Genomic DNA, 14601 nt, shown 5'->3' on the forward strand with positions numbered 1-14601 from the left:
CAGGTCGGGCGACGCGCCGAGACGCTCGTGCAGACGAGCGGGCCGAGCTCTGCTCAGCTCACGCGAGAGGCGGTGTCCCTCTTCCCGGGGGACGCGGGTGCGAGTGGCTCCACGGGCCGGCGAGAGCCAGGCGTGGCGGCTGCCCTCATGGCCGACTGCTCGAGGGAATGCATCGCCCTGCGGAGCGCCGCGCACTGGACGACCAGCACCACCGTCTCGGCGACGGCGACCGACCACGCCACGCCCGCCGCGGCGGCGAACGCGTTGAACGCGAGCATCAGCGCCACACCTGCGATCGCGCCCGCCGTCGTGCTCACGGCGACGGCTCGTTCACGGCCCAGGCCGACGAGGCAGACGAGACCCGTGATCTGGCTCGCCGCGATGGCACCCACCGCGATGGCGATCGCCGCGCTGACGTCGAACGAGACGAAGATCTGCCCATCAGTGACGAGGGACGACACCGCGGGGAGGAGTGACGCGAGCCCGAGCGTCATCACCAGTGCGGTCGCCGCCGCGAGACGCAGCGCGATCCGGAGGCGTTTCAGCTGCTGCACCACGTCGCTGTCGCGGCGTGGGACCCACCCCTGCAGGAACTGCGTGAGCGGGGTGATGCCGGTGATGGCGATTCGGAGGATTCGGAACGCGAACAGGACCTCATCCCGCCGAGCACCGCCGACCGCTCCGACGAAGACGATTGGGATGTTGGTGTATGCCGATCCGGCGATCGCGGAGAGCACGCCCGAGGATTGGTAGCGGAGCGTGGTCGCCAATCTGGAGACCGATGTCCTGTCCGGTCTCCCGAACCGCTTGCGCACGACCGAGGCGGAGCAGACGACGAGGACGACGCCGCCGACCAGCTGGATGGCGAGGTAGAGCGTGACCGAGTGGGTCAGGCCCGCCACGGCGAGTCCGACAAGATTTGCTGCGATCCGTGGCGCGACGTCGAACAGGAACATGAGTCGAGCGCTTCCGACCCCGATGAAGAGCCAGCTCGCGCCGAGCGACGGAAGCAGGTAGGCGACGCTGCCGAGGATCGCGTCAACCGGGCTCAGTCTGCTGCTGACGATGGCGGTGAGTGCGACGACCGGAGCGGCAGCCACGACCAGGACAGCACGGATCACGAGCGAGTCGCGGAACTCCTCGGGAAGGTTTGTTCGGTCCATCGCCGCGACCCTCGCGGGTCCGGTGACGCCCCAACCGAACAGGACGAGGACCGCGCCGATCCCCGCCGTGGACTGGATGACGAGCAGGTCGGCCCAGGCCGCCGATCCGAGGAAGAGGATGAGCGCGGGGACCGAGACCAAGGAGGTCAGGAGCAGCGCGACGGTGATCCCCGTGAACCCGCCGAGCGCACGCGCGTGCTTCAATCGCGGCCTGTGCGGCGGGCGCGGTCGTGCAGGCATGCTCATGCTCATTCATCTCGTCTCGTGGGCGGGGGACTGCGGGGCGACGGACCGCGTCGGTTTGGTCAGGGCTGGGCGACGAGGTCGTGATCGACGCGGCTGCGCTGCTGGTCGAGCCAGCCCCGGGCGTGCTCATTCTCGGCGAGCAGCGATCCCGGTCGCCGCGGCGCCGGTCGGCGGAGCACGCCCTCCGTCACTGCTCGCGCCGTCGTTCGGAGGAGTGAGAAGGACAGGCCTTGCGATCGGAACTCCGATCGGATCGCTCGAAGCGAAGTCGCGAGGGCTTGCGTGCGAGCGATGCGACCGATGGGTCGGAGCCCCCATCGGTAGAGCCAGAGCTGGTTGCGCACCTGATAGAAGTACTTCCAACCCAGGGAACCGCCATGGGCCAGCGACTGCATCTCGGGGCTGAGGTGCACGATTCGGCTGTCGGTGCAGCAGATGGCGCCGTGCTCACTCGCAAGCCTTGACGTGTACTCGACATCGTCGCACCAGATGAAGAACTCGGTGTACGGCAGTGCAGCCCGGCGAGCGACGCTCAGATTCAGCAGCAGACCGAGAAACGCCGCGCTCGACACGGCGACGTTGCCCTGCAGAGCAGCGGGAAGCTGCTGTTTGAACGAGCTGCTCGGTGTCGGTGCCCCTGCCACGCCATCATGCCTGCCGGACTCGTCGATCGGGACAGAGGCGAAGAATGCCTTGGTCGGGTCCTCACGTGCTGCGCGAAGGATGGTAGCCACCGCGTCCGGTTCCGGGATCGCGTCGTCGTCCATGAGATAGGCGTAGTCGTACCCCAGCGCGATGGCGATCTCGACGCCCCAGGCGAAGCCGCCGGCCCCGCCCAGGTTCTCGCCCGGGTTGAAGACCATCGCACCGCTCGCGGCGGCGACGGCCGCGGTGTCGTCGGACGAAGCGTTGTCGACGACGAGTACATCGACTCGCCCCGCAGACTGCGACTGGAGTGAAGCGAGGACTCGAGCCAGCAGGTCCGCGCGGTTGTAGGCGACGACGACCGCGAGTGCGGTCGAGCCGCGGCTCTGCCGGCCGTGCATGTCGTTCGACATGGAGGTCCTTTCCAGTGATTCAGGTTGTCTCGTCCGAGCGGTCGTTCGACGGGTCGACGGCACGGGACGGTCGCGTTCGCCCTCCCGGGTCGCAGGCGCGCCAGGCGCTCCCGAGCCGCTCTCGGGACCTAGGGCAGGACCGAGTGGGTGCGGTCGACCGGTCAGTCCGGCTGACGCTCCGCGATCGTTTCGGGCGATTGTGACGGAGCCCCCCGGTCGGGGGGTGCACGACACGACACGCGACGCAGAATCCATCCGAGTCGAGGCATGGCTGGGCAACCGAGATCCCCACGGCGCTGCTCGTCGAGCGGCCCGACCTGTGGCGACCCACTGGTGCAACAAGAGGGCCGCTCGGTCCTCGGATGTCTGCGGATCGGAGCGACACGGCCCCAGACCGAGGGACGGCGGTGATCGCGTGCTTATGGTGCTTCGCGCACCACGAGCCTCGGAGGTCATCATCGTCGGTCTTCTCGTCCATGAGTGGATCGAGCCGCACGGCGGCTCGGAGCGCGTCCTCGAGGTCATCGCGGAGACCTTCCCGACCAGCGACATCGTCGTGCCCTGGAACAACGCGCCCTGGCGGACCATCACCCCGAGGGTGCGGGAGTCGTGGCTCGCCCGCAGCCCCATCAGGAACAGGAAGGCGGCCGCGGCGGTCGCGCTGCCGGCGGTCTGGCGCGGCGTCGTCGGCTCCCGCAAGGACTACGACTGGGTCCTGGCGAGCACGCACCTCTTCTCCCACCACGTGAAGGTGGAGGGTCTGCTCGGCCGCCCGCGCAAGTTCGTCTACGTCCACTCGCCCGCGCGCTACATCTGGAACCCCGAGCTCGACGCGCGCGGCGACGGAACGCTGGCCCGTGCGATCGGCGCCGCGCTGAAGCCGATCGACCGGCGCCGCGCACAGGAGGCGCACGCGATCGCCGCGAACAGCGAGTTCGTCCGGGCCCGGGTCGAGGCCGCCTGGCGTCGCGACGCCGTGGTCATCAACCCGCCGGTGGACGTCGACCGGATCATGGAGGGTGCGCCCTGGGCGGATCGCGTCGAGGCGGCGGAGCGCGAGGTGCTCGACTCCCTCCCGGACGTCTTCGTGCTGGGCGCCTCCCGGTTCGTCTCCTACAAGCGCCTCGACCTCGTGATCCGCGCCGGGGAGGCGGCGGGCCTTCCGGTCGTGCTCGCCGGCGAGGGTCCGCTGCGCCCGGAGCTCGAGGAGCTGGCCGCTCAGGCGGGCGTGCCGGTGCACTTCGTCGAGCGGCCGAGCTCGCCGCTGCTGTACGCGCTCTACGAGGCCGCGGCGGTGTTCGTGTTTCCGGCGGTCGAGGACTTCGGCATGATGCCTGTCGAGGCGATGGCCGCGGGCGCGCCCGTCGTCGCGAACGGTCTGGGCGGCGCTCGGGAGAGCGTCACCCCCGGCGTAAGCGGCGTCCTCGTCGACGGCTTCGCGGCAGGCGAGCTGCGCGAGGCGGTCGACGCGGCGATGTCCCTCGACCGCGCGTCGATCCCGGACACCGTCCGCCGCTTCTCGGTGCCGAGGTTCCAGGAGCGGATCGACCGGTGGGTCGGCGAGGGCGTCCGCTGATGATCGTCGTCGACGGGCGGTGGACCGGCCGCCACGGCATCGCCCGCTTCGCGGGAGAGGTCGTCGCCCGGCTGCCCTGGGCGGCGGAGGTCCGCGCGGACGTTCCCCCGACATCGCCTCGCGACGTCCTGTCGACCTGGCGGCTCCGCCTGGGCCGCCAGGACGTCGTCTACAGCCCGGGCTTCAACGCGGGCCTCACCCGAGCACGGCAGATCCTCACGCTCCACGACCTCATCCACCTCGATGAGCCCGCGGAGCGGTCGAAGGCGAAGGAGGCGTACTACGAGGCCGTCGTGCGGCCGGCCGTACGCCGGGCGGGCATCGTCCTGACCGTCTCCGAGACGTCGAAGGCGCGGATCGAGACCTGGCTGGGCCCGTCGTCCCGGGTCGAGGTGGTCGAAGTCGGAAACGGTTGCGCACCGGCGTTCCTCGGCGGCTCGACCCCGCCGCCGGGCCGAGGACGGTTTCTGTACGTCGGCAACCTCAAGCCGCACAAGAACGTCGAGGTCCTGTTCCGGTCCCTCGCGCTCCGCACCGCGAACCGGCTGACCCTGGTCACCGCCGACGTGCACCGCGCGGAGGCACTGGCGCAGCGGCACGGTGTCGTTGACCGGGTGGAGGTGCGGAGCGGGCTCACCGACGCCGAGCTCGCCGAGGTCTACCGTCGGCACGACGCCGTCCTGATGCCGTCCCTGCTCGAGGGCTTCGGTCTGCCTGCGCTCGAGGCGGTCGCGAGCGGACGGCGGGTGGGCTATAGCTCGGGGTGCGCGAGCGTCGCCGAGATCGTGGGCGGCGAGGGCGTTGCGGTCGGGAGCGCGGGCGACGCTGAGGAGTGGGCGCAGGCGATGGACCGGCTGCTGGAGGCGGGGCCCTCGTCGGTCGCCGCCGATCCGGCCTGGCGAGACCGCTACGACTGGGGCTCCGTGTCCCGCCGGGTCGAGCGGGCTGTCACGAGCGTGACCGCCTGATGCCGGAGTCGGGGACTTCGGCGCGCCCGGCCCAAGCGGCGACGCCCCTCGAATAGGGTTCACGGACCCGACGACCGGCCCTCCCGAAAGGACCTCGTTCGACGTGCCGAAGGCCCAGAACCGCAAGAAGCAGCGCACCCGCGCTCAGCAGATCCGTCGCCGCATCACAATCGGCGGCGTGGTCGCGCTGGTCCTCGGCGTCGTCGCCGTGGTGCTGCTCACGGTCTACGTCGGGAACCGCGCGCTGATCGCCAAGGACCAGCTGGAGGCGGCGCAGGGACGGCTGACCGCCTTCAAGTCGGCGCTCGGGCAGCCGAACGCGCCCAGCACGGCGGCGCTCTACGCGCAGCTGCAGGCGAACACGTCGAAGGCCGCACAGCAGGTGGACGATCCGGTGTGGTCGCTCTACGAGAAGGTGCCCGTGGTCGGACCGAACCTCAAGGCCTTCCGGCAGACCGCGGACCTGGTGGACGACCTCGTGCACGACGGCGTCGGGCCGCTCGCGAAGGCGGCGGACGGGATCAGCGTCGAGAGCCTGAAGCCGAAGGACGGCGGGATCGACATCCAACCCCTGAAGAAGCTGACGCCGGCGATCGCGGACATCGACGACGCGATCACCGCGGCCGACCGGAGCGCGTCCGCGATCGACACGAAGGACGTCCTGCCGCAGCTGAAGCAGCCGATCGGGCAGGTCCAGTCGATGCTGCAGGAGGCGGCGCCGGTGACGCACGAGCTGCGCAAGGTCATGCCGGTGCTCTATCCGGCGCTCGGAGGTGAGGGCGCCCGCCACTATCTGCTCATCTTCCAGAACAACGCCGAGGAGCGCGCGAGCGGCGGGAACCCGGCGTCCATGGCGATGCTCGTGGTCAAGAACGGCAAGATCTCGCTCGGCAAGCAGGGCGACTCGGGCAACTTCCCCCGCCCGTACACGGTCCCGCCGTACACCCCGACCGGCAAGGGCAACGGCGACTGGCCGAAGATCTACACGGACTACGCGTCGACCTACGTGACGAACATCACCATGACGCCCGACTTCCCCTCGACGGCGAAGATGGCGCGCGCGATGTGGCGCGATCAGCTCGGCGGCAAGGTCGACGGCGTGATCTCCTTCGACCCGGTCGCGCTCTCATACCTCCTGCGCGCGACCGGACCGGTCCGGCTCGTCGACGGCACGGTCGTCGACGCGAACAACGCCGTGCCGTTCCTGCTCTACGACGTCTACGCGAAGAACCCGAACCCCGACGTCCAGGACGCGATCTTCGCCTCCGCCGCGCAGGCCGTGTTCGGCGCCGTCACGAACGGGCAGGGCGACCCGAAGTCCTACCTCGCGCAGCTGCAGCCGATGATGGCGGAGCAGCGGCTCAAGATGTGGAGCGTCCGCTCCGACGAGCAGAAGCTGCTCATGGACTCGCCCCTCGGGAACATGCTGCCCGAGGACAACACCGAGAAGACCGTGCTCGGCGTCTACAACAACGACGATGCGACGTCGAAGATGAGCTACTTCATGGACGAGCAGATCGCGGTCACGACCGACACGTGCCAGGCGACGCCGAAGTACACGGTGTCGGCGAAGGTCATCAACACCCTGCCTGTCGCGCAAATTTCTTCTCTGCCGGAGTACGTGAAGGCGCACCAGCCGCGGATCGTGGCGGGCGGCGACCGCCAGTGGGTCCAGGTGTACGGCCCGGTCGGCGCGAAGCTGAAGGCCGTGTACATCGACGGCAAGAAGGTCGTCTGGGGGAACGCGTTCAGCTACAAGTTCAACACCGTTTACGACGCCACCGGCCAGCTCGACCACCGGCCTGCGGTGAAGGGGACGATGTACGACCGGCCGGTCGGCGTCGTCAGCCTGAACATGGGGCCGGCGAGCTCGATGACCGTGAAGGCCGTCTTCGAGGGCGGCACGGAGAACAGCAAGACGGTCGAGGTGAGCCACACCCCGAAGGTCCGGCCGGTACCGGTCGAGATCACTGCCGCGAAGTGCGGGTGAGCGTCCTCAGCCGTTGACGCGCTCGGGCTCCCCGTTCAACGCGGCGAGCGCTCGGCGGAGCACCGTCGACGACGTCGACATCGTGTAGGGGAAGTAGACGACCTCGACGCCGACGGCGGCGAACTCGCGCTCGAGCCGGCGGCCCTTCTCGGTCCCGCGCCAGTCGTCGCCCTTGAAGAAGTGGGTGAAGCGGACCTCGCGCCAGGTGTCGAGCTTGTCCGGCACCACTTCGGCGTGCACGCGGTCGACGTAGGAGATGTGGCTGACGATCTCCATGCGCTCGGCGAGCGGGATGACGGGCGTGATGCCCTTCGTCAGCCGCAGCATCTCGTCTGACACGACGCCGGCGATCAGCAGGTCGCACTCGCTCTTCGCGTGGCGCAGCAGGTTGAGGTGGCCGATGTGGAAGAGGTCGAACGCACCGGCGGCGTAGCCGATGCGAAGGTCCGCAGTGCTCATGCGTCCTCTTGGATTAGAACGACGTGGGCGGGCCCCGGTGCGGGTACCGCATCGGTCGGGGCGGAGACGCGGTCGATCTCGTCGACGACCGCGCGCCGGTACCGCGTGGTCGCGTACCGCTCGGCGGCGATCGGCGCCATGGCCGCCGCCGTGCGCGCGAAGGCGGGCCAGGACACCGCGATCCGGCGCAGGGCGTCCGCGAGGGCGCGGTCGTCGTCCGGACGGACCGCGACCGCGGAGGCGAAGCCGTCAATGGCCTCGCCGAGCCCGCCGATGCCGCTCACCACCACCGGGCGACCGGCCAGCACCGCCTCGACGGCGATGTTGCCGAAGGGCTCGTCGAGCCGGGAGGGGACCACGACGACGTCCGCCGCTGCGATCGAGTCCCACACCGCGGGTTGGAACCCGTGGAAGACGACGCGGTCCTCGAGGCCGAGCTCGGCGACCTGGGCGCGGAGCCGCCGCTCGTACCACTCGTACCCCGGAAACACGGCGCCGACGATCTCGAGCGACGCGGGCACGCCCGTCGCGACCAGGTCGTGGAGCGCCGCGACCGCGACGTCGACGCCTTTCCGCGGTGAGATTCGTCCTACGTAGACGACCCGCAGTCCGCCGTCGAGCTCGCGGCGCGGAGGGACGACCTCGGGCGGCCCGGCGACGCCGTTGTAGACGACGGTGGAGCGCGACGCGAGCCGCGGCAGCACCTCGATCAGCCCGTCTCGGCTGAAGGCACTGTTGATGACGAGCCGGTCGGCGAGCGCGAGCGGCAGCGCGAGGGCGATCCGCAGGACATGCGGCGCCTGGCGTTCGCTCTCGTGCACGTGCACGACCACCGGGATCCGGCGGCGTCGCGCGACGGCGGTCCAGAGCGGCACCGTGAGCGTCGAGGCGTAGAGCACCTCCGGCCTGATGCGGCGCAGAGCGCGGTCGATGCGCACTGCGGCGACGACGGACCCGAGGAGGAAGCGGGGGAGGTGCAAGGGGTGCAGGGCGCGCTTGCGCACGGCCGGCGCGTTCAGCACGAGGACCCGTGCGCCGAGCCGGTGCGCCGCGGGGACGAGCGGGCCGTCTCCGGGCACGGCGAGCACGACCTCCCGCCCTGCTTCGACGAGGCCGGCCAGGGTCTCCAGCATGACGCGGTCCGAGCCGTACAGCTCCGCGCCGGGATGCGCGATGAGGACCGTGCCCGAGCCCTGCCGCGGCAGGTCACGCACGCCGTACCTCGACGCTCAGCGGCTGCTCGACCGACCATGCGGAATCGGCGCGACGACCGTTGCTGATGCCCCGCGTGCTGTAGCCGCGGGCCAGCTTTGCCGCGAGCCCGGCGTACGCCTCGGTGACGGCGTCCCAGTTGTAGCGCTTCCGCGCGCGCTCCTGCATGAGCTCACCGATGTCGCGGAACCGGAACGGGTAGCGCTCGACGTCCTCGACGTGACGCGCGAGCTCGCCCGGGCTGGAGAAGTACGACCCGGCCGACCCGGCGACCTCGCGGTTGAAGACCACGTCCCACCCGACGATCGCGGTCCCCGCACCCATGGCGCGCAGGAGCGAGGGGTTCGTGCCGCCGACGGAGTGCCCGTGCAGGTAGCTCGCCGCGTGCGCGTAGAGCTGGTCGAGCACGCGCTGGTCCCAGACGCCGCCGAGCAGACGGATGCGGTCGTCCCGGTGGGCGACCGCGCCGATGGCGTCGGTGTAGCGGGCGGAGTACGGGGCGGAGCCGACAACGACGAGCGGCAGCTTCGCGTCGGAGCGGTGGAAGCCCTCCACGATCACGTCGACGTGGTTCTCCGGCTCGAAGCGGGCGACGACGAGGTGGAAGCGACCGGGGACGAGCCCGAGCGCCTCGACCGCATCGGTCGGCGTGTTCCGGAGGACGCGGGTCCCGTAGCTGATGAGCTCGGTCGGGACGTGGAACTCGTCGTCGTAGTAGTCCGCGATGCCCTGCGCGTCGGCGATGAGTGCGTCCGCCTCGCGGACTGCGAGCTGCTCTGCCATCCGGTAGTAGCGCCGGCCCCACTTGCCCCACTTGTCGCGCTTCCACTCGAGGCCGTCCACGTGGAGGGCGACGGCCGTGCCGCGGGCGCGGATCATCGGGACGAAGGGCGCGTTCGCGGCGTTGAACACGAACGCGACGTCGTGGCGCCGGGAGGCGGTGAAGTGGGCGGCCGACAGGGCCGTGTGGCTGAGGGTCTCGAGGCTCTTGGACCGCAGGGCGGGCAGATTCACCAGCCGCATGCCGAGATGCTCCTTCGGCACGTCCTTGCCGCAGGTCCGGCCGTACACGGTGATCGCGTGGCCCTGCTCGACCAGTCGTTGCCCAATCTCCTCGACGGCGGTCTCGAAGCCGCCGTAGTTGGCGGGCACGCCGCGCGTGCCGAGCATGGCGATGCGCAGCGGGGCGACGTCCTGACGATGCCGGGGCGGGGCCGACTGAAGCGAGGTCATGTGGGGGTCCTCGGATTCGGGTACGAGGTCCACGCCTGACGCCATGGGCGGTGGCGAGGTGATCGGGTAGGGGAGCATGGCCGTCGACGCCCGCGGACGCCGAGACCCGTCGTGGACGCCGATGGGTGTCGGGTTCACGAACTGAACACGACCCTAGGGGTAGGGCCGAGGATCCTGATGTCCCCCGTTCGGGGTCGCTCAGCCCGCACTCAGGGTTCTGGGGCGCTCCTCGACGAGGACGTCGGCCCGGTGGCGGGGGAGCGGCAGGGCGACGGACAGCGCTACGAGCAGCGCCCAGTTCCCCTCGATCAGCAGCCGGCTCTCCGCGATCGCCTGCGTGAGCAGGGCGGCGAGCAGCAGCAGCGGCAGCACGGCGAGCGGGCGCGCGGTGAGCGCGAGGCGCAGGGCCCGGTAGACGGCGGATCCGATCACGGCGACCAGTGCGAAGAGCCCGGGGATCCCGAGCTGCATCTGGACGTCGAGGTAGGCGTTGTGCGCCTGCAGGTACTGCACGCCGTCCCGCACGACGAGGCCGTTGAACGGGTGCACCCAGGGCGCCCAGTAGCTGATCCAGCCCCAGCCGAGGATCGGCTCGTCCTTGACGAGGCCGCCGACGAGGCGCCAGATCTCGAGGCGTCCGGTGAAGTCGTCGCCCTTGCCGAGCAGCCGGAGGAAGGGCTCCGAGATCCGGGAGGAGCCGACGCCGACCAGGGCGACGAACAGCACCGAGGCACCGAGCAGCGCCGCCCGACCCCCTGGCCCGAACCGTCGGAGGCCGGCGATCACGAGCGCGGCGACCACGACGACGCCCCCCGCGATGATCACCGTCGCGGACCGGCTCAGCACGAGCACGAGGGCGTCGAGCAGGAGGGCGGGCACGAGCAGGCGCACGGCGAGCAGGCGCGCCTGCGCCAGCGACGCGGTGACGACCGCGGCCAGCAGCGCCTGGAAGCAGAGGAGGTTCGCGTTCGCGGTGAAGCCCTGGATCCGGCCGCCCTGGAAGATGAGGCCGTTGCTCCAGTAGTAGGCGCCTGGGACGTTCGCGCTGTAGTTCGTCCAGAGCGGCAGGATCTGGCCGCCGGGGGAGAGGGCCACCCCGATCTCGAACAGGACCGAGATCCCGAGGGTCGCCTGCAGCACGATCGCGAACAGCACGGCCAGCCGGACCGGCGGACGCGCCAGGCAGATCGCGACGCCGACGGTGGCGGTCGCGATCTGGATCAGGCAGCCGACGATCGTGAGGGCCGGGTAGTCGGACCACGACGTGGACACGAGGCAGAGCGCGATGAAGGCGGCGATCGGGACCGCCCGCCAGGAGACCAGCAGCGTCCTGGCCCGGCGCCGCTCCTGCCGCAGCAGCACGACCGCGCCGGCGAGGAGCAGCAGGGAGACGGCGCCGAAGCCCCACCAGCTGAGGAGGTCGCGCATCCCGTCGCCGTTCCAGAGCGAGAAGAGCGCGACCAGCACGTAGCCGTCCCGCACCCGCCGCCGCACGCTCCGACCCTACGAGGTGGGGCCGACCGGTCGGCCGCGAGGGCCGGAAGGAGTCGCGACCGTGACCCATCCGGGACGTTCGGGCACCTCTGCAGGGCACCGCGGTAGGAATGGCGCATGTTCGTCGGGATCACCAACACGCCACGCGACTACGCCTGGGGCTCGCGCACCGCGATCGCCGAGGTGCTCGGCCGCGAGGCGTCCGGCGGTCCCGAGGCCGAGCAGTGGCTCGGCGCGCACCCGGGCTGGCCGAGCACCGTCACCGACGCCACCCCGGCGCTCGCCGGGCAGAAGCTCGACGCCGTGCTGGCCGAGCACCCCGAGCTGCTCGGCGGCCGGCCGCGGCTGCCGTTCCTCATGAAGGTGCTCGCTGCGGACTCGCCGCTCTCGCTGCAGGTGCATCCCGACCCCGAGCAGGCGCGAGCCGGGTTCGCCCGCGAGCAGGAGGCGGGGGTCCCGCTGGACGCCGAGGAGCGGAACTACAAGGACGACTCGGCGAAGCCCGAGCTGATCCTCGCGCTCTCGCCGGTGTTCGAGGCGCTCGCCGGCTTCCAGCACGTCAGCCTCGCCCGGATGCTGTTCGCCGAGCTCATCGTTGGGGCGTCGGGCGAGGACCGCGCGGTGCTCTCCGCGTTCGCCGAGGAGCTGACCGCCGGGCACCCCCAGGAGACCGCCTCGCTCGGCAGCAGCGCGGACGTCACTCAGGAGGGGATGCCCGTCACCGGCGACACCGTCCCGCACCACTCCGGCGAGGGCAACGCGCTCGCCGCCGTCGTCGAACGGCTGCTGCGTCGCGGCGACGACGTCGATCGGCTCGTCGCGGCCGTCACCCGCTCCGCGCCGAACGTCGGCGCGAACTCGAGCTTCTCGCGCGAGTTCGAGACGGTCGCGGCCCTCGCGGAGGCGTATCCCGGCGATCCCGGCATCGTGATCAGCCTCCTGATGAACCGCGTCTCGCTGCGGCAGGGCCAGGCGCTCGCGCTGACCGCCGGCACGCTGCACGCCTACCTGTCCGGCGTCGGCATCGAGGTGATGACCGCGAGCGACAACGTGCTGCGCGGCGGTCTGACCCCGAAGCACGTCGACGTCGACGAGCTGCTGCGCGTCGTCCGCTTCGAGGCGGAGCCGGTGCCGCTGGTGCTGCCCGAGACGCCCGTCGAAGGGGAGACCCTCTGGCGGCCGCAGGGCGACGACTTCGTGCTGGCGCAGATCGGCGTCGGGGAGGCCGCCGCGGTGCACGGCTACACGCTGACTGGCCCGGAGAGCGTGACGGTCCCGCTCACCGGGCCGGCCGTGGTGCTGCTCCTGACCGGCGGGGTCGCGGTCTCCGGGACGAAGGACGCGGTCTCGCTCGCGCGCGGCGAGGCCGTCTTCGCGTCCCCGGACGAGGGGGCCCTGACGATCTCCGGCTCGGGGATCGCCTTCATGGCGACCACGCCCTGAGGCCCCCGAAGTAGGGGGCCTCAGGGGGGCCCCCCGGTCGTACGATCGGGCCACCGCGTCACCCAGCGCGGTTCGACCCCATTTGGACTCCTCCATGCTCACCGAGCCCGCGGTGGACGTGCGGCGACCCGTCGCACCCGTCCCCGAGACCTATCGCCAGACCGTCGCCCGGCTGCAGGCCGCGCAGAAGCCGGTCGGCCGCGGCGCGCCTGCGTACTCCGTGCACGTCAACCGCCGGCTCGGCCGGTTCATCGCCGCGGCCGCGTTCCGCTTCGGACTGACGCCGAACCAGGTCACCGCGCTGAGCGCGGCGCTCACCTTCGCCGCGATCCTGCTCCTCGCCCTCGTCCCGCCGACCTTCTGGCTCGGGCTCGCGGTCACCGTGCTGCTCGCCGCCGGCTACGCATTCGACAGCGCGGACGGGCAGGTCGCGCGGCTCCGCGGCGGCGGCTCCGCCGCAGGCGAATGGCTCGACCACGTGATCGACGCGGTGAAGACCTCGGCGCTGCACGGGGCGGTGCTCCTGCTCGCCTACCGGTTCCTGGTGCCGGCCGACCAGCGCGCCTGGCTGCTCGTCCCGATCGGCTTCATGATCGTCGCGGCCGTGTCGTTCGCGGTGTTCCTCCTCAACGACCTCCTCCGCGCGGCCCGCGCCCGCACGACGACCGCGACGGCGATCCGGACCGGCAGCACGCCCCTCCGCTCGCTGCTCGGGCTGCCGACGGACTACGGCCTGCTGATCTACGTCTTCCTCCTGCTCGGCGCCCCCGGCGCCTTCGTCATCGCCTACACGCTCCTCCTCGCGGCCCACACGGGCTACCTGGTCCTGGCCCTGCCGAAGTGGTTCCGGGACATGAAGGCGATCGAGCCGGCGGCCTCCTGACCTCTCGCCGCCCGCAGCACCCCGTCCCGCTTCTCCCGCCCGACCGTTCGAGGACCCGCCCATGTCCGGACTTCCCACCGCCCGCCGCTCCCGCTGGACCGCCGCCGCCATCGTCGGCGCGCTCGTCGCCGTCCTGGTCGTCGTCACCGTCGTCGGGCTGCTGACCGCCGGCAGGGTCGCGCCCGCCTCGTCGCGGACCAGCTCGGCCGCCGCTGCCGCCCCGAGCAGCGTTCCAACGACCTCGCCGACGCCCGGATCCACGCCGACGCCCACGCCGACCTCCACGCCGGCGCCGAGCCGGACTGCGGCTGCGGTCGCACCGCGGCCGCAGCCCACCCGCACGGCCGCCATCACGGCTTCCGCGCCCGTGCCGATCAAGAAGGCGCTCTCCGCGGAGGTCGTGAAGACGGAGGCGGTCCAGGGGACCGCCGAGGGACCCGGTGAGATCGCGGGCCCCTCCGTGCGCTTCACGATCCGTCTCAGCAACAGCACGGGGCGCGCGGTCGACCTGTCCAGCACCGTGGTGAACGCCTACTCGGGGGCCGATGGCGCACCGGCCGTCCAGCTGCGCTCGCCCGGCGGCAGGGCGTTCCCGACCCGCGTCGCGAACGGCTCGAGCGCGACGGGCGTCTTCGTGTTCAACATCCCGTCGGACGAGCGGTCGAAGGTCGAGGTCACCGTGGACACCGCGGTCGGCAACCCCGTCATCGCATTCCGAGGCGCCGTCCCGCGCCCCTGAGCGGGCGCCCTGCCTGCTCGCGTCCCCCGCACGGGGTGTTCCATCCGGTCCACCTCCGGTGCGACACTGCAGCGTCCGTCGTCACCCAGCGACGGGAGCGTCCACCCACCGCTCGGCGTACCCGCGCCAAGAAAGGT

General features: G+C 71.4%; 12 protein-coding genes. 6 read left to right on the plus strand and 6 right to left on the minus strand.

The window, feature by feature from the left end; all coding sequences use genetic code 11:
* Positions 1-53 precede the first annotated feature (53 nt).
* Positions 54-956, minus strand: coding sequence for a polysaccharide biosynthesis protein (locus D1781_RS16950; RefSeq protein ID WP_147392136.1), 903 nt, complete (start codon positions 954-956; stop codon positions 54-56).
* Between the two features lie 512 nt (positions 957-1468).
* The gene (locus tag D1781_RS17675) at positions 1469-2467 is read right to left on the minus strand and encodes a glycosyltransferase (protein WP_158590152.1); all 999 of its coding nucleotides are present in this window, start codon (positions 2465-2467) and stop codon (positions 1469-1471) included.
* A gap of 421 nt (positions 2468-2888) precedes the next feature.
* Between D1781_RS17675 and D1781_RS16960 the strand changes: the two genes are divergently transcribed.
* The 3 genes from D1781_RS16960 to D1781_RS16970 all read left to right on the plus strand — a co-directional run bounded on the left by D1781_RS16960 (position 2889) and on the right by D1781_RS16970 (position 7001).
* The gene (locus D1781_RS16960) at positions 2889-4043 is read left to right on the plus strand and encodes a glycosyltransferase (protein ID WP_233551524.1); all 1155 of its coding nucleotides are present in this window, start codon (positions 2889-2891) and stop codon (positions 4041-4043) included.
* Positions 4043-5011, plus strand: a complete 969-nt coding sequence (locus tag D1781_RS16965) for a glycosyltransferase family 4 protein (protein WP_119483683.1) — start codon at positions 4043-4045, stop codon at positions 5009-5011. The genes D1781_RS16960 and D1781_RS16965 overlap by 1 nt, the downstream gene beginning before the upstream one ends.
* Positions 5012-5114: 103 nt before the next feature.
* Positions 5115-7001, plus strand: a complete 1887-nt coding sequence (locus D1781_RS16970; protein ID WP_119483684.1) for a DUF4012 domain-containing protein — start codon at positions 5115-5117, stop codon at positions 6999-7001.
* Between the two features lie 6 nt (positions 7002-7007).
* Here the strand turns inward: D1781_RS16970 and D1781_RS16975 are convergent, their stop codons facing one another.
* The 4 genes from D1781_RS16975 to D1781_RS16990 form a co-directional block, all read right to left on the minus strand.
* Positions 7008-7460: an adenylyltransferase/cytidyltransferase family protein gene (locus tag D1781_RS16975; protein ID WP_119483685.1), complete on the minus strand. Its 453-nt coding sequence runs from the start codon at positions 7458-7460 to the stop codon at positions 7008-7010.
* Positions 7457-8674: a glycosyltransferase gene (locus D1781_RS16980; protein ID WP_233551506.1), complete on the minus strand. Its 1218-nt coding sequence runs from the start codon at positions 8672-8674 to the stop codon at positions 7457-7459. Before D1781_RS16980 ends, D1781_RS16975 begins: the two co-directional genes overlap by 4 nt.
* Positions 8667-9905 carry a DUF1972 domain-containing protein gene (locus D1781_RS16985; protein ID WP_119483686.1) on the minus strand — a complete coding sequence of 413 codons (1239 nt, stop codon included), beginning with the start codon at positions 9903-9905 and terminating at the stop codon, positions 8667-8669. Before D1781_RS16985 ends, D1781_RS16980 begins: the two co-directional genes overlap by 8 nt.
* A gap of 198 nt (positions 9906-10103) precedes the next feature.
* Positions 10104-11399 carry an O-antigen ligase family protein gene (locus D1781_RS16990; RefSeq protein ID WP_147392137.1) on the minus strand — a complete coding sequence of 432 codons (1296 nt, stop codon included), beginning with the start codon at positions 11397-11399 and terminating at the stop codon, positions 10104-10106.
* A 117-nt stretch (positions 11400-11516) separates the two neighbouring features.
* On the opposite strand from D1781_RS16990, the gene manA reads away from it, so the two are divergent.
* From manA to D1781_RS17680, 3 genes are all read left to right on the plus strand, one after another.
* The gene (manA, locus tag D1781_RS16995) at positions 11517-12842 is read left to right on the plus strand and encodes a mannose-6-phosphate isomerase, class I (protein ID WP_119483688.1); all 1326 of its coding nucleotides are present in this window, start codon (positions 11517-11519) and stop codon (positions 12840-12842) included.
* 94 nt (positions 12843-12936) lie between these two features.
* Entirely contained in the window at positions 12937-13725 is a 789-nt protein-coding gene (locus D1781_RS17000) for a CDP-alcohol phosphatidyltransferase family protein (RefSeq protein ID WP_119483689.1), read from the plus strand.
* A gap of 61 nt (positions 13726-13786) precedes the next feature.
* Positions 13787-14464, plus strand: a complete 678-nt coding sequence (locus D1781_RS17680; protein WP_158590153.1) for a hypothetical protein — start codon at positions 13787-13789, stop codon at positions 14462-14464.
* Positions 14465-14601: the final 137 nt, after the last annotated feature.

Source organism: Amnibacterium setariae, from assembly GCF_003581425.1.
In the GTDB taxonomy this organism is placed as follows: Bacteria; Actinomycetota; Actinomycetes; order Actinomycetales; family Microbacteriaceae; genus Amnibacterium; species Amnibacterium setariae.

Coding starts and splice junctions, on each gene's coding strand:
- manA (WP_119483688.1), top strand. CDS start 11,517: ATGTTCGTCGGGATCACCAACACGCCACGCGACTACGCCTGGGGCTCG.
- D1781_RS16960 (WP_233551524.1), top strand. CDS start 2,889: ATGGTGCTTCGCGCACCACGAGCCTCGGAGGTCATCATCGTCGGTCTT.
- D1781_RS17675 (WP_158590152.1), bottom strand. CDS start 2,467: ATGTCGAACGACATGCACGGCCGGCAGAGCCGCGGCTCGACCGCACTC.
- D1781_RS16985 (WP_119483686.1), bottom strand. CDS start 9,905: ATGACCTCGCTTCAGTCGGCCCCGCCCCGGCATCGTCAGGACGTCGCC.
- D1781_RS16950 (WP_147392136.1), bottom strand. CDS start 956: ATGTTCCTGTTCGACGTCGCGCCACGGATCGCAGCAAATCTTGTCGGA.
- D1781_RS16965 (WP_119483683.1), top strand. CDS start 4,043: ATGATCGTCGTCGACGGGCGGTGGACCGGCCGCCACGGCATCGCCCGC.
- D1781_RS17680 (WP_158590153.1), top strand. CDS start 13,787: ATGTCCGGACTTCCCACCGCCCGCCGCTCCCGCTGGACCGCCGCCGCC.
- D1781_RS17000 (WP_119483689.1), top strand. CDS start 12,937: ATGCTCACCGAGCCCGCGGTGGACGTGCGGCGACCCGTCGCACCCGTC.
- D1781_RS16975 (WP_119483685.1), bottom strand. CDS start 7,460: ATGAGCACTGCGGACCTTCGCATCGGCTACGCCGCCGGTGCGTTCGAC.